This window comes from Mesobacillus sp. (assembly GCF_047739415.1).
Lineage (GTDB): Bacteria > Bacillota > Bacilli > Bacillales > Cytobacillaceae > Mesobacillus.
Map to the genome: position 1 here is coordinate 12,091 of NZ_JBIQOE010000077.1, position 21,180 is coordinate 33,270.

A 21,180-nucleotide genomic window follows, 5' to 3' on the forward strand; every position below is an offset into this window, starting at 1 on the left:
CCGCCAATAAAAATGTTCACAAATAAAATAGAAGGTAATTTAAGCTTAAATATCGAATTATAAGAGCATTACAAACAAGGAGTGAAGCTTTTGATAGCGAAAAAACGAACCATGCCAAAAGAAGTGAAGATTTATGAGGCAATTGTAAGGCGATTACCGATAAATCATCCAAGAAAAGCAGAATTTGAGAACAAGTTATCTAGAAAACGAGCTGGATACAAAGGTGAAAAAGAATTAGATTACCATATCTCACAAATCGACCAGGCTAAATTAACAATCTTGCACGATTTAAGAATCCCCTTCAACGACACCCACTTCCAAATTGACTCCTTATTAATCTCAAGCTCATTAATCATACCAATTGATTCAAAGTATTATGCAGGAACGCTTGAGTTTTATCCTGAATTCAATCAAATGATCCAATATTTAAATGATAATGAAAAGGTATACCCTGATCCCGTTCTCCAGACGAAAATACAAGCGCGTCAACTGAAAGCATTTCTAATCAGTCATCAATATTCACCGCCCCCGTTAGAACCGTTCGTTGCCATCACCCATTCACAAGCCATCATCAAAAATCCAACTCAAAACAAAGAAGTTAGCCAAAGAGTATTTAAGTCCCCCGGCATCTTCTATAAAATCAATCCTTACTTTGAAAAATATCAAAAAGAGATAATATCGGATCAAGAGGCTAAGAAAATAGTTAAGCTTTTACTCAAAAAACATAAACCATATATCCCAAACTTAGAAGCATTGAATCTTCCTTATGGTGAATTGCAGAAAGGAGTTGAGTGTCCTGCCTGCAATACATTTGGCATGGAAAGATTTCATAGCCTATGGGGGTGTAAGAGATGCGGCCACACTTCAAAGGATGCCCATGTTGCTGCTTTAAAAGATTACTTTCTCATTAATGGTCAGTCGATTACTAACGGACAATTTAGGGATTTTCTTGGAATATCCTCAATTCACCAGGCGAGGAGAATGCTGTCCCAGTTGGACCTGAACATATCCGGTGAGAAGAAAGGGAGAGTCTATACCCCTGGTAAAAGTTTTCCGTTATGGGATTAAGCCTCCAATCTCCATCCCTGCCATTCCTGCACACCATGCCAAAATGTCACATGCCAAAATTGCAGTACTGTGACAAAATGGCACACCAAAAGCGGCTGAAACCGAATCGAAAATCCGGTTTCAGCCGCTTTTTTGCGTTCACAAAGATGTCACGAATCCTGCAGCCCTACAGCCACATGGATTTCACCAAGCGGCACTTCCAAAAACAACCCAAGCCAAAAAAGTTGGCACGCAGCTTGCATTATATATAAGCAAGAAAAAATAAAAAAGGATGTGGCGTTATGCTATCCAATATTGGCATTCCTGGTTTGATTTTAATCCTCACATTGGCGTTGATCATCTTCGGCCCGAAGAAGCTTCCGGAAATCGGCAGGGCGTTCGGCCAGACGCTGAAGGAATTTAAGAAATCGACTCGTGAACTGACAAGTGATATTACCGACGATATCGCTGATGACATCAAAGAACTCAAGGAAATCAAAAAAGAAATCTAAACGCTTAAAAAGAGGTGAGTGAAAATGGGTCTATTTTCAAATGAGAAAAAAGTAGATTACGACAAAATCGTCGACAAGATGGTTCCTGATGCCAGGAAAGAAATGGATGAATCACAGTATGATACCGAGCTTGGCTTGAACATGGCGCGCGATGCGAGGAAGGTCATCAGTGGCAAACTGAAAATTGAAGATTTCCATAAAGTCTATTCTTCATCCCTGACTAAGGAATTCGGCAACTATTACGCATCAGCTGATGGACCAGACATCAGGAAGGGTGACGGCCCAAAATGGGCGATGGTCATTGACCTGAAGAAATGCGTCGGCTGCGATACTTGTACGGTCAGCTGCAAGGCTGAGAACAGGACGCCGCCGGGAATTTCCTACAATGTCGTCATGGAATCTCTCGAAGGCGAGTTTCCGAACATCAAATCAGTCAACCTTCCAAGGCCGTGCATGCAATGTGACAAACCGGCCTGTGCACAGGTTTGTCCGACGAGAGCGACTTATAAAATGGAAAATGGAATTGTCGCGATCGACAATGACCGCTGCATCGGCTGCCGCTACTGCATCGTTGCCTGTCCGTATGGAGCACGTTCCTTCGATTTCGGAGACAGCTATGAACAGGAAATGCAAGGTGCCAATGACATAACGAGCCCTGAATACGGCGTCGAACGCGGAAACCGTGAAAAAGGCAAGACACCAATCGGCACAGTCCGTAAATGCAGCTTCTGCTTCCACCGCCTGCAAAGAGGCGAAGAGCCTGCATGCGTGGAAACCTGCATTGGCGATGCCCGTTTCTTCGGCGATATCAGCGACCCTAACAGTGTTGTATCCAAACTGGCTGCGAGCCCGAGGGCATTCCGCCTTAAGGAAGAGCTGGGAACACATCCGAATGTCATTTACTTAAGATAGGAGGGGAATGGCGATGGCCAATCTTGCGGTTGATTTAAAAGAGAAAAGTACATCAAAAACAAAAATAAATCTGCAAGTATCAAAAGCTTTTAAAATTTGGATTTCAGCTTTGACAGTTGCTTTCTTATTAGGCGGGTATTTCATCGTTGAACGTTTCATCACAGGTCTGGCAGCAACGAATCTATCAAGCATCACCCCATGGGGAGCATGGATCGCTTTTTACATCTTCTTCGTCGGTTTGAGCGCAGGTTCGTTCCTGTTGTCGACGTTAATCTATGTTTTTGGGATGGAAGAATACGAGAGAGTCGGAAAGGCGGCACTCTTTACAGCGATTGTCTGTATGATTGTCGCGCTGACCTTCGTCCTGATGGACCTTGGCCGTCCGGAGCGTCTGCTGAATGCGATTATCTACTGGAATGTCACTTCACCATTAGGATGGGAGGTACACTTCTATCTTGTCTACATTGCGCTGCTGACGGTGGAGCTTTACATTGCGATGAGGGAAGACCTTGTCCGGGCTGCAAAGAAAAACACGATGCAAGGCTTTGTGGCAAAGTTATTAACCTTTAAAAATTCAACAATCAACGCTGCAACAAAAAAACGCGACCACATGTGGATGAAAGTACTTGGAACAGTAGGGATCCCAATCGCGATTTTCGGAGTCCATGGCGGTACAGGAACGATATTTGCCCTTGTAAAAGCACGGCCAGCATGGAATACAGCATTATTCCCAATCATCTTCGTCGTATCGGCAATGGTTTCTGGAACGGCATTGCTGTTGGCAATGTACGTCATCAAGAAAAAAGTCCAGAAGCAAGAAATTGATAAGGGCATGGTTGTATCGCTGGCGAAACTGATGGTTGGTTTCCTGATCATTGACCTGGGTCTTCAATTCTATGAATATCTTACTGGCTGGTATGGTCTGGAAGCTGAACACCTTGACACCCTAGGAACGATGCTGGCAAGTGAAAAAGCGTGGTCGTTCTGGATCGTTCAAATGTTCCTCGGAGCGGTAGTACCGATAACCATTGTATTTTGGAAGAAAACAAGTGAAAACATTAATGCCTTGCTGATTGCTGCCGTCCTGATCGTCATCGGGATCATCGGCGTACGCTTCAATATTGTTGTTCCGCCGCTTGTGGTGCCAGTTTTCCACGAACTTCCGTGGGGCAATTACGCACCGACGATCAAGGAATGGATGGTAAGTGTCGGTGTTGTCGCGATGGGATTATTAATCTATTCATTCGGCGAGCTGCTGCTGCCAATCGAAGAAACTTCTGACGAGGTGAGCCATAATGGAAAATAAACCAATGAAACGGCGTGGATTTTTAAAAGCGCTCGGAACACTCGGGGCGGTCGCGTTTGTCGGCCCGGCATTCGTTGGGCCAATCAAGCAGGTAATGGGTGGTGTCTGGACTGATGAGCCACACGGAACTGGCACCGATTATCAGGATTATACAGCAGAAAATGTCATTTTCACGTCATGCCAGCAGTGTAATGCGACATGTACGATTAAAACTTATATCACTGCCGGGGCGGTGGGAGGAGCTTATTCTTCCATTGTCCGCAAGATTGCCGGCAACCAGTACAGCCCAATCAATATGGTGCAAATCGGCCATATCAACTACGATACACCAGTTTCACAGGCTGTAAAAGGAACGGGTGATGTCGCTAAAATGGGACGCGGTCTCCGCGGTGGACGTACCTGCTTAAAAGGCCAGGCCGGCATCCAGACGAACTATGATGTATTCAGGATACAGAAACCATTGAAGCGCGTAGGCGAGAGGGGAAGCGGCGTCTGGAAAACAGTCAGCTGGGAAGAGGCATACAAAGAAATCCTCGAAGGCAGCAAGGATCTTCGCACTCCAGGGTTAAAAGAAATGTGGAAATACGTACCGGAAGCAGCAGTCATGGCCGACTGGGATAAATTGAAAGCTGGTGAAATGACCAAAGCTGAATTTGATAAAAAATACAAGGATGTCCTGATCGACACGAACCATCCCGACTTTGGTCCAAAAGCGAACCAAATCGCGGTCATGGCAGGACACAGACGCGAGTTCATTGAGCGCCTTGCAGTCGGCAGCCTTGGTACAGCGAACTATTATGACCACGGCGGCTATTGCGGTATTACAAGCGTTATGGGGAATGTCCGCTCGCATGATTCCGAAAAGCCGAAGAAGCGCATGATTCCGGATTACGATAACGCTGAAATGGTCATCGTCTGGGGATCAAATCCGATGGTGGCAAACCGTGGGCCGACCACATTTGCTCCACAAATCACAAACGCGATCGATCGCGGCATGAAAATGGTCGTCATCGACCCTCGCTTCAGCAAGACAGCAGAGAAAGCGCATGTCTGGGTTCCTGTGAAACCGGGCGGGGACGGTGCGCTTGCGATGGCTATGAGCCGCTGGATCATTGAAAATAACCGCTATGACGATATTTACCTTCGCAATCCGAACCAGGAAGCGGCGAATGAAGACGGTGAAACAACATGGAGCGATGCTTCCTTCCTAGTCAATGTCGGTGAAAAGAAGCGTCCATTCATACGTGCCAAGGACCTCGGAATCGGCAGCGATGAATTCGTCGTCATCGAAAACGGCAAACCAGTTTCCCATGCGAAGGCAAGAAACGGCGACCTTGATGTCGATACAACAATCAATGGCATCAAAGTAAAATCTGTCTTCAGGATTTTTAAAGACAGAGTCATGGAAAAATCGATCGAAGAATATGCAAAGCAGGCCGATGTACCAGTGGACCAGATTGTCCAGATTGCCCGAGAGTTCACATCCCATGGCAAAAAGGTCGGTATCCACTCTTACCGCGGACCGGCGATGCATACGAATGGCTACTACAGCGTGAGGGCAATCAATATGCTGAACCACCTCGTCGGGAACCATGACTGGAAGGGCGGCGACACTGTTCTCGGCGCCAAGTACAAAGCAACAGAAGGCCGCTATGATCTTGCGACTGTTCCAAATGCAAACAAAGGATGGGGGATCCCGGTCACAAGACACAAAGTTCCTTATGAAAAAACATCATTGTTCGCAAAAGATGGCTATCCAGCTAAGCGCCCTTGGTATCCGTTTGGCAATAAACTGATCCATGACGTACTTCCTAGCTCTGCTGAGGGCTACCCATACAAAATCAGGGCATTGCTGATAAACAGAACTTCGCCGGTAATGTCTGCACCAAGATCAGAAATGCAGGCCAAGTTTATCAGGGATCCAAAAGTTGTTGAACTTGTTGTAGCATCTGATGTGATTATCGGCGAGACTTCTAAGTATGCAGACTTCATTTTACCGGACCTTGCCTATCTGGAAAGCTGGAACGCTGAAGACATCTTCCCGATCCTGAAGCATAAATTCGCAGGCGTTATCCAGCCAGTGACGAGAGTAGTTCCTGACGCTCGTCCAACTGAACAAGTCTACATCGATTTGCTAAAAGGAATGGGACTTCCAGGTGTTGGCGACAATGCTTTAGCTGACGGATCAGCGATTCACACTCCTGAAGACTACTACTTGAAACGTATTGCTAACATTGCCTTTGATGGCAAGAAGCCAGTAAAGGATGCAAATGCGGAAGAGCTGGCGATTTTTGAAAAAGCAAGACAGAAAGCGCTCGGCAAATATTTTGACATTCAGAAGTTGAAAAATGCAGTCAAACCGGAAGAATGGAAGAAAGTCGTTTACGTATTGAACCGTGGTGGCCGCTTTGAGGCAGCAGGCGATGAATATGTAGGCAACAAACTCAAGTATCAGTGGGCAAAACAGGTTTATTTTTACGATGAAAAAGCTGCAGGCTTCAAGAGTGCCTACACAGGCAAGTTCTTTGAAGGCGTTCCGGTAGCGGAGGAAATCAAGACATATGACGGAGAAGTCTACAAGCCAAACAAGCCGCTGCAATTCATCAACTGGAAATCAAGGAATATGGCGACTCACCGCACGGAAGGCAATGTTTGGCTTCGTGAAATCAAACCGGAAAACTATGTATGGATCAATCCAATCGACGCGAAGAAAAAAGGCTTCAAGACAGATGACGAGATATACATCTCTTCCAATAACTCTAAAGTGAAGGGCCGGGCACTCGTTACCCCAGGAATCAAGCCAGGCGTCGTAGGAGCAAACTTTAGCTTTGGGCATGATGCATACGGGTCTAAGGCAGTCAAAGTCGACGGTAAAACAATTGAGCCTGCCGGAAAATACGGCCACACTGGTTACGAATTCAATAAACCGCTCCATGAAGAATCAGGATACGCCAAACCGCGCGGACTTGGGTTCTCAGTCAACTCGCTTTCAGATCGAGACGGCAGCTATTTTGAAGGTTTTCTTGCAGACTTGCTGGTCGGCGGCCCGGCGCAGCAGGATGTATTCGTGGATGTAGAAAAAGCATAACAATCATCGGGGATGCCTGATGGGCACCCCGAAATTTCTGTTGAAATAAAGGTGGAGACAATGATGGAAGAACGATATGGAAAGCTTGCGATTGCGAATATCATGACAAGCATCTGGCTAGGGGATTGGGACACCTATGAAAAATTCTTGAACGATGTCCCTGAAGGAATGCGGAAGGAGCTATCATTTCATTCCTTATACACTCGGGATGAAGTGCAGCTCTGGTATGACAATCACTTTTTCATACCGGGAGACCACTTTGTCTCCCCATATTTTTCATCTTATACGAAGAATAATGAAGATGAAGAAGCACGCAGACATGAGCTGCTTTGCCTGATCGGCCTTTATGAAAAAACAGCCTTTTATTTCCCGCTCGAGCAGGACAGACTCCCAGACCATTTTGGCAGCATGACTGCATTCATCAGCTCCATTTTACAGGGAGAGATCAAAGCGGAACAAGAGGGTGACAGCGAATACCTTCAGCAGCTGGAAGAAATCGAAGTGGAAATGATGACCAGATTCATCAAGCCGGTCCTCAAACCTCTGCTTGAAAATGCCGAAGTAAAAATCACCCATCCATTCTTCAAAGAGTTCCTAAGCTTTTATGCAGAAATGATGAGTGAAAATTGGGTGGAAGCAGCATAAGACATGAAACGGTCCTCAAAATGGAGGACCGTTTTTGCTTTAATGACCACTTTTGAAAATATCGTGACTACATTTACAATTAATTCGACCACATTTAAGGATAATTCGTCCACATTTTGAATTAATTCGTCCAAATTCTCAATTAATTCGACCGAGTTTGATGATAATTCGACCACATCGTAAATTAATCCACCCACATTCAGGATTTGACTACCACATCTCATCTCTCTATACACAACAAAAAAAACAGGCACCCAATCAGTGCCTGTCATCCTTTACTGCTTACGCAAGTTTCCGAGCTCTTCAGCGATCGCCTGCATTTCATTTGGGCTGAAGTTACTTTTTCTCATGATCATATCATAGATTTCTTTTAACTCTTCATACATCTCGCCGTCAAAATGCGTTGATTTAATCGCACCAAGGTTCATGAACTTCAATTTTTCCTTGATTTTTTCAATCATGAAGTCAACGTTTTCAGGGGAATTTTTAGTTAAGTCCACACCGTTCATCCTTTCAATGGTTGTACAACCATCTTTCCACGTTCGGTTAAAAAAGTCAATTACAAATCCGGCGCCATTGGGACGCCGGATTATGATCATGCACTATACGTATTAGATTCTTTCTTTTCTTCCTTAATAGTATTCAAGATCTTCCTTGTTTCAACTACGACCACACCAGACAAGCCGAGCAATCCGATCAGGTTCGGGAAGGCCATTAAACCGTTCATGACATCGGCTATACCCCATACAACTTCAAGCTGGGAGATTGCTCCGATGAATACAGCAACGACAAACGCGATTCGGTAGTAAAACACGACTTTTTTGCTGAACAGATACGAGAAGCACTTCTCTCCGTAATAAGACCAGCCGATGATTGTCGATGACGCGAAGAACAGCAAACCAACCGCAACAATCACCGAGCCGGTCTGGCCAAGGAACTTGTCGAAGGTCGCTGATGTGAGGTCGGCTGCAGTCGTGTCTCCTGTATACAGTCCGCCCATGACGATCGTGATTCCGGTAATCGAACAGATGACAATAGTGTCAATGAACACCTGTGTCATTGATACAAGTGCCTGGCGTCCAGGCAGGTCCGTCTTGGCTGCCGCGGCAGCAATCGGTGCAGACCCGAGACCTGCTTCGTTGGAGAATACGCCTCTGGCAACACCCATCCTGATGACAGTTCCAAGCGCCCCGCCGGCAACTGCCTCGCCTGTGAAAGCATCGGTGAAAATTAGAGCAACTGCTGCTGGTACAAGGTCGAAGTTCATGATCATGACCACAAGACCAGCAAGAAGGTAAAATGCTGCCATGACTGGTACGAATAAAGCAGTGACTTTACCGATGCTCTTAATTCCGCCAATCAGAGCAAGAGCCGTAAAAATTGTCAATACAAGACCAGTTACCCAGGCAGGCACAGAAAAGGTTGATTGGACGACACTTGCAACTGAATTTGATTGTACAAGGTTGCCAATCCCGAATGCCGCAATCGCGCCAAACAATGCAAATAAAACACCAAGCCATTTTTGGCCAAGCCCGCGTTCAAGATAATACATTGGGCCGCCGGACATCTCTCCATCCTTATCCTCAACCCGGTATTTCACGGCTAAAACTGCTTCCGCGTACTTTGTAGCCATACCAAAAAATGCGGTAATCCACATCCAGAAGACGGCACCAGGTCCGCCTGTGAAAATCGCCGTTGCGACACCTGCGATATTACCGGTACCTACAGTTGCAGCAAGTGCCGTCATCAAAGCCTGGAAATGTGAAATGTCCCCTTCGGATCGTTTGTCCTGTTTTTTCGTAAAAGCCAGCTTGAGTGAGTAAGGCAGCAGCCTGATTTGCAGGAAGCCAATGCGGAACGTAAGGTAGATTCCCGTCCCGACAAGCAGGATCAATAAAGGAGGCCCCCAAACCCAGCCGCTGATTTTGCCAATCCAATCTTCAAATGTCATGATGCTCCCCCTTGAAAAGTTATATTCGGAAAATGTTCTCCAACAAGAATATTCTGATAATTAGTAGTAAGTCAAGTGATATCCATTAGGTAAAACTTAGAAGGACATATGAAATCATGCGTGAGTTGTTGTCATAAAGCTGTTTGTGCGGGTATAAAAATATTATTCACTTTTGAAATTCACGGGAGAGTACTTAAAAAAATTTGCAATATATTTCTCAACACTTGCATGAAGTGATGGCAATCGTGGAAAATGTTAGTTAGGAGGCAGGCAGTGAGAGGCCTGCAAAATGAGAAGGAAGACTCTAGGAGGAGAAAACATGGGCAGCTCGAAAAAGTTTTGGATGGGCATGATGTTAGGCGCATTGGCAGGGGGAGCGGTTTCCCTTTTGGAAAAATCGACACGCCAGGCTGTAAAAGAGGATTTCAGCAAGGTTTCCAGCGGTGTTACGTATGTTGTAAAAAACCCAAATGAGTTTATTGAAGACCTGAGAGAAACAGCGAATAAAGTAAGGGCAACAGTGGAACAAGTAACAGAGGACGTTGCTTTCATCACTGAAAAGGTCGAAGAAATAAAGGATGTACCTCCTCAGGTTACGGAATTGGTCAAAGATACAAAAGAAACGCTGAGAAAGATTGCGGCATCCGGACAAACACAGAAGCATATAGATGAAACAGAATGATGAATTGACAAGCCCCGGGCAGGAGCAAGGAGTGCATAAATGAGGTGAATGGATGGTTGATATATCATTTTTCAGGCATATGTGGCAGAGGATTCAGGAGGACGATGTTCCGGCACTAGCCGCGCAGCTTGCATATTTCTTATTGCTTTCCTTGTTTCCGCTTTTGATTTTCCTGGTAACGCTTGTTCCATATCTGCCAATTTCAGAAGTGGATATCCTCGGCTTTTTTGATGACTATGCACCTGGTGAATCGATGGATTTAATCAAAAACAGCCTAGAGGATATCATGCAAAAGGACGGTAAATTGCTGAGCTTTGGATTATTGGCGACGGTTTGGTCAGCCTCAAACGGCATTAATGCGATTGTAAGGGCATTTAACCGTGCTTATCGGGTCGAAGAAACAAGGTCGTTTATCGTTAGCAGGTTTATGGCGATCTTTTTGACATTTGCCATGATTTTTGTGTTCCTGGTCGCTTTGATTCTTCCTGTGTTCGGAAAAGAAATTGGAAGCTGGCTGTTCGCGAATTTCGGACTGAAAGAAGAATTCCTTTACGTATGGAATATGCTTCGCTGGGTGATCAGCATTTTAATTTTATTCATTGTTTTTCTTGGTTTGTACTGGATTGCTCCCAATAAGAAGCTCACCTGCGTCAGCGGCATACCGGGATCGATTTTCGCGACTGGAGGATGGGTGCTTGTATCACTCGGTTTCTCTTACTATGTCAGTAACTTCGCTTCCTACACTGCCACATACGGCAGTATCGGCGCAATCATTGTCCTGATGATCTGGCTCTATTTATCCGCGTATATCATTATCATTGGCGGAGAAATCAATGCTTATTATAGCGAAAAGAAAACAGGCTGCTGATGCCATTCTTTATCCTGAAATTACCTCAGGTAACGTCTGCAGTTTTAGCAGAAGATACAAGAGAGGCTTGCTCCTCATTTTTTAGAAGTAGTTAAATCTTTGGCACTTAGATTGGTGTCCAGCTCCAGCGCCTAGCCAGTTTTCATCACTGATAATGCTTCCTCGAGTATCTTGCGAGAAGCGTTAGCTTTGAGCAGCTCGAGACGTTTCGGTCCGCCCAATGAAGTCAAAGAGCGACTTCACCGGTCGGCCCTACAACGCTTGTCGGGGCTGTACAAGGCGCTTGCGCTATTCTTATGACAGGGGGAATTCAGGATGACAAAGAAGACGAAAAAAGACGGTAGCACGAAGCAAAAAGGCAAAAGCAACCACAGCCAAAAAACATCCGGTTCAGCAAACGGATCAAACGGATATCACTAACACAAAGCGCCCCATTGCGAGGGCGCTTTTTATTGTGTTACGGAAATAAATGTTACTGTTAAAACCTGAAAAACCCGTTTAAATAAATTAAAAACCCCTACCGGATTAACCAGCAGGAGCTTCGTTTTATTTCAACAATCTCAAACTATTCAATATAACCAGAATCGTGCTTCCTTCATGTCCGATGACGCCGTATGGCAGGTCGAGCAGCTGCAGGAAGTTGGATGCGATCAGCACCATGATCACCAGGATGGAGAAGACGATGTTTTGCTTGACGATCCGGTTCATCCGGCGGGATAGGTTGATGGCTTCGGCGATCTTTGGCAGGTCGTTTTTCATTAACACGACGTCCGCTGTTTCCAGGGCGACATCGGAACCCTCGCCCATTGCGATTCCCACGTTCGCGGTTGCTAGTGCCGGGGCGTCGTTGATGCCATCTCCGACCATGGCAACCTGGCCGTATTGTTCTTTCAATTTCTTCAATTCGTTAACCTTTGTTTCGGGCAGACATTCAGCAATATATCCTTCCACATGGCTTTCGGCAGCGATTGCTTTTCCGGTATTTTGGCTGTCGCCTGTGAGCATGACGGTGTAGATGCCTTCTGATTTCAACAGGTCGATTGCCTGTTTTGTTTCTTCACGGACAACGTCTTTCAAAGCAATCAAACCTGCAAGCTGCCCATTCCGTTCGATAAAAACAATCGTTTTTCCCTCAGCTGCAAGCTCTACCGCAGCGCCTCCGGAAAATGCTTCAGCTTCAGTCCTTCCGACAAAGTCAGCTTTCCCGATTTTCCAATCCTCATTTTCAAAATGAGCCTTCACGCCCCAGCCTGATACATCCTCGATGCTCTCTGGATGCACAAGCTCTTTACCAAGCTTCTCCTTGGAGTGTTTTACAATTGCGTTGGCCAAAGGGTGGTTTGAATGGCTTTCAATCGACGCCGCTTTAAGCAGCACTTCATCGCGATCCAGTCCATCAGCCACGATCAAATCTGTTACTTCAGGTTTACCTTTTGTCAATGTTCCTGTTTTATCAAACGCAATTGCCTTAAGGTGGCTCAGGTTTTCCAGGTGGACGCCGCCTTTAAATAAGATTCCATGCTTCGCGCCATTCGAAATTGCCGACAAAGTAGCAGGCATGATCGAGGCAACGAGTGCGCACGGGGAAGCGACGACAAGCAGGACCATGGCGCGGTAAAATGTCTCCGTCCAGCTCCAGCCCAGCAGATAATGCGGAACGAACATCATAAGCACAACCACTGCCAGAACGACCTTTACGTAAGTGCCCTCAAACCGTTCGATGAACAGCTGGGAAGGAGATTTTTCACTTTGAGCGTTCTGGACAAGCTGGATAATTTTTTGAAACAGTGTTTCATCATTTCGTTTTGTGATTTCAACGGTAAGCGAACCGGTCAGGTTGACTGTACCAGCAAATACATCGTCGCCTGAATCCTTTGAAACGGGAATCGATTCCCCGGTGATGGCTGCCTGGTCAATCGTCGTCTGACCCCTGGCCACTTTTCCGTCGGACGGAATCCTTTCACCAGGTTTCACCAAAATTAAATCACCAATTTCCAGTTCTGAAACATGCACTCTTTCTTCCACGCCATCTGATATTCTCAATGCTTCTTCTGGCTGCAGCTCCATCAAAGAGGAAATTTCCTTATGGCTTTTGTTCATCGTATACGTTTCAAGCGCTCCGCTCATTGCAAAAATGAATATCAAAATCGCGCCTTCTGTCCAGTATCCGATAATGGCCGAGCCAATCGCAGCAAAGATCATCAACATCTCGACGTTCAATTCTTTGTCTTCGATTGTGGCTTCTATGCCTTCCTTCGCTTTTGCAAAACCGCCAATTACATAAGCCAGGATAAAAGCGATGACAGATGCTGTTTCTGAATCTCCTTTGTTCAAAATCCAGCCAGCCGCAATCAGGATTCCGCTAATGCTCGCGGCAATCAGTTCTGCGTGGGGCTTGATTTTTTCAAAAAAGCTTAATTCTGGGACCGAGTTCTGTTTTGCTAACGCGTTTGCTCCCTGTGCCATCCTTTTCTCCTCCTTTAAAATCTCTAAATGATACTAATAATCACAATCATTACCCTTAAAAAACACGAAAGCTGCCACCAGATTGGTGACAGCGAAAATCCAAGTCAAAAGATACATATTGTGTTCACTATTATGTTACCATACAATATATGCTTTTTAAAAGAATAATTGCGTTTGTCTAAGGAGATAGTTTGATGACAACTAAAGACTTTTTTACACACCCGCTTGGAATTGCTGTTTCGGCCGCTGCGGCGACACTCCTATGGGGGAGTGCCTTCCCATTTATAAAATTGAGCTATATCAGTCTTGATATCAAGCCGGAAGAAATGGGTGAACAAATGCTGTTTGCAGGATACCGTTTCCTGCTTGCCGGGCTGCTGATCCTGTTCATGTTCCTCCTTTTAAAAAGGAATATGAAATTCAGGCCGGAGACAACAAAGTCTCTTCTGAAAATTGGCCTGTTCCAGACGTTCCTACAATATGTCCTGTTTTATATTGGACTAAGCTATTCAACGGGAATCCAGGGTTCCATCATTGCCGGGACAACTTCTTTTTTCCAGATCCTGCTTGCGCATTTCCTTTATCCAGATGACAGGATGAGCCGGTTGAAGGTTGCAGGATTGATGGTCGGATTCACCGGGGTCATCTTCGCGAATTGGCCAAATGGAGATTATGAAATCAGCTTTGGTATCGGTGAAATCCTGCTGATGGGAGCGATGATGGCTGGCGCTTATGGAAATATACTCGCTAAGCAGGGAAGCGGAAAGATGGAGGTCATTTATTTAACAGCTTACCAGATGATTTTGGGCTCGCTTGGTTTGATTGCGATTGGAGCTTTTTCAGTCGGTATTGCTCCATTTGATTTCGACCTTAAGTCCGGTTTGATGCTTCTCTATCTGGCATTCCTTTCAGCAGCAGGCTTTATCTTATGGAACAATGTCATGAAGTTCAACCAGGTCGGCAAGGTGTCACTGTACCTGTTCCTGGTCCCTGTATTCGGTGTGATTTTATCATCAATCCTACTAGACGAACTTTTACATTATTTTGTCATAGCCGGATTAATATTTGTGGTGGTCGGAATCGTCCTTGTCAACCGGCCTGCACGGAAAAGAAACAGCCTCCCTGCGGAATAGGGAGGCTGTTTTGCGTTAAATAGTATTTGCCTGGTGCGAAGAACTTTCATGGCGAACCGCTACAAGAGCGATGAAAATCAATAGCAGCATCGTGCTGATCACATAAAAGAAACTGATGCCTTTAAGCCATTGTATTGCCAGCCCGCCAATGAATGGGCCGCTGATGCTCCCAAAGCTGAAGAAAATGCCGCACATTAGATTGCCTGCCGGCAGCAGCTGTTTAGGCAACAGATCTGCCATATAGCTGATGCCGAGTGAGAACGTCGACCCTACAAGCGTTCCCGCTAAAAAGAAGCAAATGAGCAGTCCGGTTGTCGAATTCTCGAGCAAACCAGCGGCGGTAAACGAAACGAAGCCGGATAACGTGACTACAATTAATACATTCCTTCTTCCAAGTTTATCGCTCAATATTCCAAGTGGAAGCTGTGAGAGGATTCCCCCGATGGCAAAGGCAGGCAGCAACAGTGCGACAGCATCGACACCGATGCCAGATCTCATGGCATAGACAGGGAAATTGCCGTTAAGGCTCGCTTCCAAAAATCCATAGCCAAACGGTGGCAAAAACGCTACCCAGGCGTATTTAAATACTTTTCCAAACCTTTTCATTGTCCCGAAGAATGAGCTGCTGTCAGTGTCATGTTCGGGTCGCTCATTCTTCAGCAGCCAGACGGTCAGCCAGGCAGCAAGGCTGATCGCAGAGGAAAGGATGAAAGGAAGGGTCGTGTTTATTTTTACTAAACCAGTCATCAACGGGCCAGCGGCGAAACCGAGTCCGAAAAACAATCCATAGAGCGAGATATTCCTTCCAAGCCGGTCCTTAGGTGAAAAGGAAGTAATCCATGTCTGTGTCGCAAAGTGAAGCATGTGATCACCAACGCCGATTGCCAGCCTTAACAAAAACCAGAACCAAAACGACTTCCATAATGGAAATAGAGCTAACGAAATGGCGACGGTAAAGCCGCCAATGAGAATGATGGGCTTGTAACCAAACCTGCGGAGCGGAGCTTCCATTAATGGGGAAGCAATCAATATTCCTAAATACAAGCCTGTAGCGTGAAAGCCATTCATCGATGACGACACACCATCCTGTTCAAAAATAATTGCAATCAACGGAAGCAGCATTCCCTGCGAAAATCCTGAAATGGCGACTATGCTGACCAAAATCCAGAAACGAAGCTTCATGCTTATGTTCATAATATTAAAATCTCCCTAAGTACTTAATACTCTTTAGATGTTAACGATTTAAAATTTTATGTGCAACGGTTTTTATTTTATATTACGGAGAAAATAGTGTAATCTCATGGTATTACTAAAAATTAACTTCATTATTTAATGTTGCAATAAGGGGAGAGTAACATGGAATTCAAAATGAAACCGGATGTGGGTTTTTTTACAGAAGTAGGCTTCGGAAGGATGGATGTTGCTGGTGACGACCAATATGGTTTCAGACCATACCAGCTGCTCGTGTCATCAGTTGCGGTATGCAGCGGCGGAGTTCTTCGCAAGGTACTGGAAAAAATGAGGATGGAGATCAAGGATATCCATATTCAGGCTGATGCAGAACGTGTTGAAGAAGAAGCGAACAGAGTAAGCAAGATTACCGTTCATTTCCGCATTAGCGGCAACAATCTCGATGAAAAGAAAATCGAGAAGGCAATGGTATTGACCAGGAAGAATTGCTCGATGGTCCAATCAGTCATTAACAGCATCGAGGTAGAAGAAACCTTTGAAATCGTTCAATAAATGTTCTAAAACACCTTTTGGACAATATGCTATAATGAGTATTGGAATTTAACTGTTTTAATATAATAGAAACAATGAACTCTGTTCCGGGAGGACAGGGTTCTTTTTTCGCTGTTAAAATTAAATTCCAACGGGCATTAGACATTTCAAACTGGATTAGCCTGTGAGGTGTCTAATAAGTAGCAATCTTTATAGAACCTATAGGCTCAACCAATAATAATACTTAATAGAACGGTTATATAAGAAGGAGAATAAGAATATGGCATTTGTTTATCGCACTCTATTTTACATCATTGGGTTAATTATTCTATCTTTTGGAGTATCGATGACCATTAAGGCTGGATTGGGAACAGGTGCCTGGGATGCACTCAATGTCGGGTTATCAAAAACGGTGGGGCTGACACCTGGAAGCTGGGTTGTGATTGTTGGGATTGTCATGATCTTCGTCAATGCGGCTCTAGTAAAAAGACGTCCGGATTTAGCTGCGATTATCACGCTGCTCATCACCGGTGTGCTGATTGACTTCTGGCTTTTGCGTGTATTCGACGACTTGGTAGTTGCCGGTTATGCAAAGCAATTTGGAGTCTTTGTATTGGGAATGGTTGCTCTAAGCTTCGGACTGGCGGTCTACCTCCAGCCGAAATTCCCGTTGATTCCTATCGATAATTTCATGATGGCATTAAGGGAACGGTTCGGTCTCAATCTGATGGTAGCCAAAACGCTTGGTGAAGTATTTGCCTTGTCTGCTGCGTTCATTTTTAAAGGACCAATCGGCATCGGAACATTAATAGTAACGTTTGCGATCGGCCCGCTGATTCAATTGTTCTACCCTTACTGTGAAAAACTCTATAATAAGCTAATTACTGCTGCACGATGATTTTGAGGCTCTGTCACTAAACAGAGCCTTTCATTATGTCTGCAAAACAACAAAGTTTCCGAAAAGCGTCTTAAACTTTGGATAAAGTTAGTGAACTCCGAAAACACTATAAACAAACTTATAAGTTTCCTGTAGTGAAAGGAGAAAACAACACCAATGAAAAAAGCAGCAGCTATCCTTGTTATGACGTTGGTTTTCATGATGTCCATTTTAGCGACTGGCTATGCTGAAGAAGGAAAGGCGAAAAAAGCTCCTCAGCCAAAGCAGGCTGAAAAAGCAAAGTATACCATTCCGAATTCTGTCATGAATATCACGAAGGACAACACTTACCCTAACCCAACGGAGGACTTGCCTTTCCTTCAGCCAAGCGAACTTACGAAGAACTTGATCAAAACATCAAAAGTGAAGATTGAGAACCCGGATTTAATTCGTATGCTGAATGAAACGACTATTAACAGCACACCTTTTGCAATCGGTTATCGTGCGATTGTATATCTTGGAGAATGGCCGTTGAATTACGTATCTAGTGAGACTTCTCCGAACTGGGAATTCCAGAAAATTAATACGAACTACTATGATAATCGCGGTGGGAATTCTATATATCAAATCCATTATGTTCAGGAGCAACAAAAGGTTGTTAAGGGCGGCTTGACGGCAAAAATCAAGAATGCGGAAGATGTGCAAAAGATGATGCTTTTAAAAGCAGCAAAGAAAACAGGACTGCCGCTTGCGTTTGAAACAATTGTCGGCGGCGGAACGAAAAAAGACCATATTTATAATATCCAGCCTAAACGCCTCGGATACCTTTATGCCTACGCACCAGCCATAAATGAAAAGGGCAAGGTGACATATGGTGAGGTCTATTTGATGTTAAAAGGAAGCAAGAAATTCATCGTCGTCAAAAATGTTGTCTCGCAGGGAATTGGTGCCTGGATTCCGGTTCAGGACCATGTTAGCTTCGGTTTTGTATCCAGCGAAAGACCAAGATAAATAAGCAAGAAGAAAGCCTTATTCCTTTTAAAGGAGTAAGGCTTATTTTTTTCGTAATAGGAAGGTATTAAATCTCACTTCGAGAATTGTCCAGCTCCAGCGCCTAGCCCCTCGAGTCGCTTCTGTCCGCCCAATGAAGTCAAAGAACGACTTCACTGGTCGGCCCTCCAGCGCTTGTCGGGGCTGAACAAGGCGCTTGCGCTTTTCCTTTAGTAATTTTTCCCTCTTGACAAAAGGTATATATATCCTGTTTAACGGTTGTCCAGGCCGGGAATTAGTTAGACATAACAAAATAAAACACCAAACATTAAAAGGAGGAAATATATTATGTCTAAAAATATCTTGCCAAACAACCAAAACTCAATGGGTAACAATTCAAATTCATACAATTTGAACAACAACACTTACACGTCTTCAACAGAGAACGCTTCATACGATACTACAACTGGTACCACAACATACGCAAGCACTTCAGGTGATACGTATTCAAACAATAATTCAATGGGCGGCTACTCTAGCAGTTATGGAGTAAGCTCGTATAACTCAAGTTCGTCAAACGGCAAGCTCATGAAGGGAGTCCTTATCGGCGCTGCAATCGGCGGTGCAATGGCAATGCTTGATTCAAACACTCGCTCAAAGGTGAAGGATAAGGCAGTCAATGCAAAAGACACTTCCATGAACGTATTCAGCGAAGTCAAAAACAATCCTTCTGACGTAAAGGACCAAATGATGAGCAGCTTTAAGGAAGCATCCAGCATTTTAAAGGAGGCAATCAGTGATGCTCAAAACCTTTACCAGCGCCTGAATGATGATGTATTCAGCAAGGTGAATGAGGCAAAATCCAATTCTTCGGAAGCTATGAATACAGTGATGGATGCAAAGGATGAGCTCAAGGAAGTCGGCTCAAAAGTGAAGGAGGCAGGATCAGTTGCAATGGACAACCCTGTTGTAAGCTCTGCATCTGACTCAGGCACTTCAAACTCAAGTTCGAACGGTGCCGCTGATGCATATGCTACAGGCATGGAAAGCCAACCGTCTGATACAACAGGTCTAGGAAACACTTCCAACACCTTCACGGTATCGCCTGAAAACCAGAAAAATGATAACAACCGATAATATTAGACTCGAAAACCAGTCCTATTTCCCAGGACTGGTTTTTTATTGTCACTAATCCCATATATTTGTCTGTTTTCTATCTTGCTTGAAGGGGTATTTAATAATACAAGCAGATATAGGGAGGAAATTGTCAATGGATAAAGAATTTAAACCACGCTCTAGCAAGTGTGATTATGATAGAGAAACAGCAACGGGTAAAATTGCAATGGCGGCTTCGGCGCACCCGATCGCCACAAATGCCGGGGAGAAGATTCTCCGTGAAGGCGGCAATGCGATTGATGCGGCCATCGCTATCCAATTTGGACTGAATGTCGGCGAACCAATGATGACCGGCATCGGCGGCAGTGGATTTTTTATGGTCTATCATGCCGAAAGCAAGACAACGAAAATCTTTGATGGCCATACAAGGGCACCGAAAGCGGCACATCCGGACCTTTTTTTAGATGAAAAGGGAGATGTTGTCCCTTTTAAAGTGAGATCGACAAATGCCACAGGAGTAGGTGTCCCGGGAATTCTTAAAGCAATGGAAGCAGCAAGGAAGGAATATGGGACGAAACCGCTGGCGGAGTTGATCGAACCGGCTGCCCAGGCAGCTGAGAAAGGTGTGGAGGTCAACTGGGTGATGGAAGAAATCCTTAATACCTTTGATTACCGTCTCGGCGAGCATGCCAAAGAATTGTTTCAGCCGGGAGGCAAGTCCCTTAAAGAAGGGGACGTCTATCAGAAAGAGCACCTTGCGAAAACATTCCGCATTCTTCAGCGTGATGGGATCGAGTCATTCTATGAAGGTGAGATTGGTGAAGCGATTATCTCTACGTTAAAAGAACTAGGCGGGATCATGGAGATGTCTGATCTCAGAGATTATGAGATCTCGATTGATGAACCTGTCTGGGGAACGTACAGGGATTATAAAATAGCTTCATCCAATATGCCAAGTGCCGGCGGAACAACGATGCTGCAAATTTTGAAGCTGCTCGAGGGCTTTGATCTCAGCAAGTATAATGCGAAATCATGGGAGAAATATTATTTATTTACAGAAGCAATGAGGATTGCTTTTTCAGATAAAATCGCTTTTGCAGGCGATCCTGAGTTTGGCGAAATTCCGTTAAAAGGATTGCTCAGTGAGGAATATCTTGCAGATCGCCGCAAGCTGATTGATTTCGAGCGAAGAAATGATGCAGTCGACTTCGGCAACCCATGGGCTTATACGGATGGAAAAGAAATAAACGTGGTGCGCCAGCCGTTCGAGCCTGAAAAGGAGAGAAGTGAAACGACTCATTTCACCGTCATGGACAAATGGGGAAATATTGTCGCCTGCACATCTACCGTTGAGCATCCGTTTGGTTCAGGAATCATGGTCAAGGACCACGGATTTGTTTTAAACAACGAATTGACTGATTTCGATGCGGTCCCTGGCGGCTTGAATGAGGTTCAGCCAGGCAAACGTCCGGTGAGCTGCAAAACGCCAACGATTGTATTCAAGAACGATGAACCAGTGCTTACACTTGGTTCTCCAGGTGGACCGACGATCATTGGCTCGGTATTCCAAACAATCGTCAATGTTCTTGATTTTGGGATGGACCTTAAAGAAGCTATTGAAGAACCAAGGATTTTTAATAGTACAGGTCCGCTCATTGGCTGGGAGTCAGGAATTAGCATGGAGGCGAAAGGGGAAATGGAATCGAGGGGCTTCGAGTTCGCCGATGGACCATTCCCGCTCGGCAACGTGCAGGCTATCCAGATTGATCGTGAAAAAGGGCTCATATACGGAGCGGCTGATTCAAGCCGGGAAGGGAAGGCTGCCGGGCTTGATGAATAACGAGATAGAAAGAAGCAGGCTGTAA

The 21,180-nt window shown here is 45.0% G+C and carries 18 protein-coding genes; 14 read left to right on the forward strand and 4 right to left on the reverse strand.

The annotated features are described in order from the left end of the window. Positions 1-90: 90 nt before the first annotated feature. The 6 genes from ACH0QE_RS06765 to ACH0QE_RS06790 all read left to right on the forward strand — a co-directional run bounded on the left by ACH0QE_RS06765 (position 91) and on the right by ACH0QE_RS06790 (position 7,510). A complete protein-coding gene (locus tag ACH0QE_RS06765; protein WP_415799938.1) occupies positions 91-1,068 on the forward strand; it encodes an NERD domain-containing protein in 978 nt (325 codons plus the stop codon). Positions 1,069-1,349: 281 nt separating this feature from the next. Continuing rightward, entirely contained in the window at positions 1,350-1,559 is a 210-nt protein-coding gene (tatA, locus tag ACH0QE_RS06770) for a twin-arginine translocase TatA/TatE family subunit (protein WP_415799940.1), read from the forward strand. A 24-nt stretch (positions 1,560-1,583) separates the two neighbouring features. Further along, positions 1,584-2,471 (forward strand): 4Fe-4S dicluster domain-containing protein, encoded by an 888-nt coding sequence (locus tag ACH0QE_RS06775; RefSeq protein WP_415799941.1) that lies wholly within the window; start codon positions 1,584-1,586, stop codon positions 2,469-2,471. A gap of 13 nt (positions 2,472-2,484) precedes the next feature. Then, positions 2,485-3,777, forward strand: coding sequence for an NrfD/PsrC family molybdoenzyme membrane anchor subunit (gene nrfD, locus ACH0QE_RS06780; protein WP_415799942.1), 1,293 nt, complete (start codon positions 2,485-2,487; stop codon positions 3,775-3,777). Further along, positions 3,767-6,865, forward strand: coding sequence for a molybdopterin-dependent oxidoreductase (locus ACH0QE_RS06785; RefSeq protein WP_415799943.1), 3,099 nt, complete (start codon positions 3,767-3,769; stop codon positions 6,863-6,865). The genes nrfD and ACH0QE_RS06785 overlap by 11 nt, the downstream gene beginning before the upstream one ends. Before the next feature lie 60 nt (positions 6,866-6,925). Beyond that, positions 6,926-7,510, forward strand: coding sequence for a molecular chaperone TorD family protein (locus ACH0QE_RS06790; protein WP_415799944.1), 585 nt, complete (start codon positions 6,926-6,928; stop codon positions 7,508-7,510). Between the two features lie 275 nt (positions 7,511-7,785). Here the strand turns inward: ACH0QE_RS06790 and ACH0QE_RS06795 are convergent, their stop codons facing one another. Together ACH0QE_RS06795 and ACH0QE_RS06800 are read right to left on the reverse strand one after the other, a co-directional pair. Continuing rightward, positions 7,786-8,010 carry a DUF1128 domain-containing protein gene (locus ACH0QE_RS06795; RefSeq protein ID WP_415799946.1) on the reverse strand — a complete coding sequence of 75 codons (225 nt, stop codon included), beginning with the start codon at positions 8,008-8,010 and terminating at the stop codon, positions 7,786-7,788. Positions 8,011-8,105: 95 nt separating this feature from the next. Next, positions 8,106-9,461 carry an alanine/glycine:cation symporter family protein gene (locus ACH0QE_RS06800; RefSeq protein WP_415799947.1) on the reverse strand — a complete coding sequence of 452 codons (1,356 nt, stop codon included), beginning with the start codon at positions 9,459-9,461 and terminating at the stop codon, positions 8,106-8,108. Positions 9,462-9,780: 319 nt separating this feature from the next. On the opposite strand from ACH0QE_RS06800, the gene ACH0QE_RS06805 reads away from it, so the two are divergent. Both ACH0QE_RS06805 and ACH0QE_RS06810 read left to right on the forward strand, forming a co-directional pair. Then, complete coding sequence (locus ACH0QE_RS06805; protein ID WP_415799948.1) at positions 9,781-10,143, forward strand: YtxH domain-containing protein; 363 nt, start codon at positions 9,781-9,783, stop codon at positions 10,141-10,143. A 52-nt stretch (positions 10,144-10,195) separates the two neighbouring features. Further along, positions 10,196-11,011 carry a YihY/virulence factor BrkB family protein gene (locus tag ACH0QE_RS06810; protein WP_415799950.1) on the forward strand — a complete coding sequence of 272 codons (816 nt, stop codon included), beginning with the start codon at positions 10,196-10,198 and terminating at the stop codon, positions 11,009-11,011. A 546-nt stretch (positions 11,012-11,557) separates the two neighbouring features. Here the strand turns inward: ACH0QE_RS06810 and ACH0QE_RS06815 are convergent. Continuing rightward, positions 11,558-13,477: a heavy metal translocating P-type ATPase gene (locus ACH0QE_RS06815; protein ID WP_415799951.1), complete on the reverse strand. Its 1,920-nt coding sequence runs from the start codon at positions 13,475-13,477 to the stop codon at positions 11,558-11,560. Between the two features lie 194 nt (positions 13,478-13,671). Here ACH0QE_RS06815 and ACH0QE_RS06820 point away from each other — a divergent pair, with 194 nt between their 5' ends. After that, positions 13,672-14,610 (forward strand): DMT family transporter, encoded by a 939-nt coding sequence (locus ACH0QE_RS06820; protein WP_415799952.1) that lies wholly within the window; start codon positions 13,672-13,674, stop codon positions 14,608-14,610. 15 nt (positions 14,611-14,625) lie between these two features. On the opposite strand, the gene ACH0QE_RS06825 is transcribed toward ACH0QE_RS06820, so the two are convergent. Beyond that, on the reverse strand, positions 14,626-15,804 hold the full coding sequence (locus tag ACH0QE_RS06825) for an MFS transporter (RefSeq protein ID WP_415799954.1): 1,179 nt from the start codon (positions 15,802-15,804) through the stop codon (positions 14,626-14,628). 162 nt (positions 15,805-15,966) lie between these two features. Between ACH0QE_RS06825 and ACH0QE_RS06830 the strand changes: the two genes are divergently transcribed. The 5 genes from ACH0QE_RS06830 (at position 15,967) to ggt (ending at position 21,155) form a co-directional block, all read left to right on the forward strand. Then, positions 15,967-16,353, forward strand: coding sequence for an OsmC family protein (locus ACH0QE_RS06830; protein WP_415799956.1), 387 nt, complete (start codon positions 15,967-15,969; stop codon positions 16,351-16,353). A 259-nt stretch (positions 16,354-16,612) separates the two neighbouring features. Beyond that, positions 16,613-17,230 (forward strand): YczE/YyaS/YitT family protein, encoded by a 618-nt coding sequence (locus ACH0QE_RS06835; RefSeq protein ID WP_415799957.1) that lies wholly within the window; start codon positions 16,613-16,615, stop codon positions 17,228-17,230. A 156-nt stretch (positions 17,231-17,386) separates the two neighbouring features. Further along, positions 17,387-18,220, forward strand: coding sequence for a YfkD famly protein (locus ACH0QE_RS06840; RefSeq protein WP_415799959.1), 834 nt, complete (start codon positions 17,387-17,389; stop codon positions 18,218-18,220). Between the two features lie 327 nt (positions 18,221-18,547). Next, positions 18,548-19,336 carry a YtxH domain-containing protein gene (locus ACH0QE_RS06845; RefSeq protein ID WP_415799960.1) on the forward strand — a complete coding sequence of 263 codons (789 nt, stop codon included), beginning with the start codon at positions 18,548-18,550 and terminating at the stop codon, positions 19,334-19,336. A 133-nt stretch (positions 19,337-19,469) separates the two neighbouring features. Further along, positions 19,470-21,155 (forward strand): gamma-glutamyltransferase, encoded by a 1,686-nt coding sequence (gene ggt / locus ACH0QE_RS06850; protein WP_415799961.1) that lies wholly within the window; start codon positions 19,470-19,472, stop codon positions 21,153-21,155. Positions 21,156-21,180: the final 25 nt, after the last annotated feature.

Coding starts and splice junctions, on each gene's coding strand:
- tatA (WP_415799940.1), top strand. CDS start 1,350: ATGCTATCCAATATTGGCATTCCTGGTTTGATTTTAATCCTCACATTG.
- ACH0QE_RS06775 (WP_415799941.1), top strand. CDS start 1,584: ATGGGTCTATTTTCAAATGAGAAAAAAGTAGATTACGACAAAATCGTC.
- nrfD (WP_415799942.1), top strand. CDS start 2,485: ATGGCCAATCTTGCGGTTGATTTAAAAGAGAAAAGTACATCAAAAACA.
- ACH0QE_RS06785 (WP_415799943.1), top strand. CDS start 3,767: ATGGAAAATAAACCAATGAAACGGCGTGGATTTTTAAAAGCGCTCGGA.
- ACH0QE_RS06790 (WP_415799944.1), top strand. CDS start 6,926: ATGATGGAAGAACGATATGGAAAGCTTGCGATTGCGAATATCATGACA.
- ACH0QE_RS06800 (WP_415799947.1), bottom strand. CDS start 9,461: ATGACATTTGAAGATTGGATTGGCAAAATCAGCGGCTGGGTTTGGGGG.
- ACH0QE_RS06805 (WP_415799948.1), top strand. CDS start 9,781: ATGGGCAGCTCGAAAAAGTTTTGGATGGGCATGATGTTAGGCGCATTG.
- ACH0QE_RS06810 (WP_415799950.1), top strand. CDS start 10,196: ATGGTTGATATATCATTTTTCAGGCATATGTGGCAGAGGATTCAGGAG.
- ACH0QE_RS06815 (WP_415799951.1), bottom strand. CDS start 13,477: ATGGCACAGGGAGCAAACGCGTTAGCAAAACAGAACTCGGTCCCAGAA.
- ACH0QE_RS06820 (WP_415799952.1), top strand. CDS start 13,672: ATGACAACTAAAGACTTTTTTACACACCCGCTTGGAATTGCTGTTTCG.
- ACH0QE_RS06825 (WP_415799954.1), bottom strand. CDS start 15,804: ATGAACATAAGCATGAAGCTTCGTTTCTGGATTTTGGTCAGCATAGTC.
- ACH0QE_RS06830 (WP_415799956.1), top strand. CDS start 15,967: ATGGAATTCAAAATGAAACCGGATGTGGGTTTTTTTACAGAAGTAGGC.
- ACH0QE_RS06835 (WP_415799957.1), top strand. CDS start 16,613: ATGGCATTTGTTTATCGCACTCTATTTTACATCATTGGGTTAATTATT.
- ACH0QE_RS06840 (WP_415799959.1), top strand. CDS start 17,387: ATGAAAAAAGCAGCAGCTATCCTTGTTATGACGTTGGTTTTCATGATG.
- ACH0QE_RS06845 (WP_415799960.1), top strand. CDS start 18,548: ATGTCTAAAAATATCTTGCCAAACAACCAAAACTCAATGGGTAACAAT.
- ggt (WP_415799961.1), top strand. CDS start 19,470: ATGGATAAAGAATTTAAACCACGCTCTAGCAAGTGTGATTATGATAGA.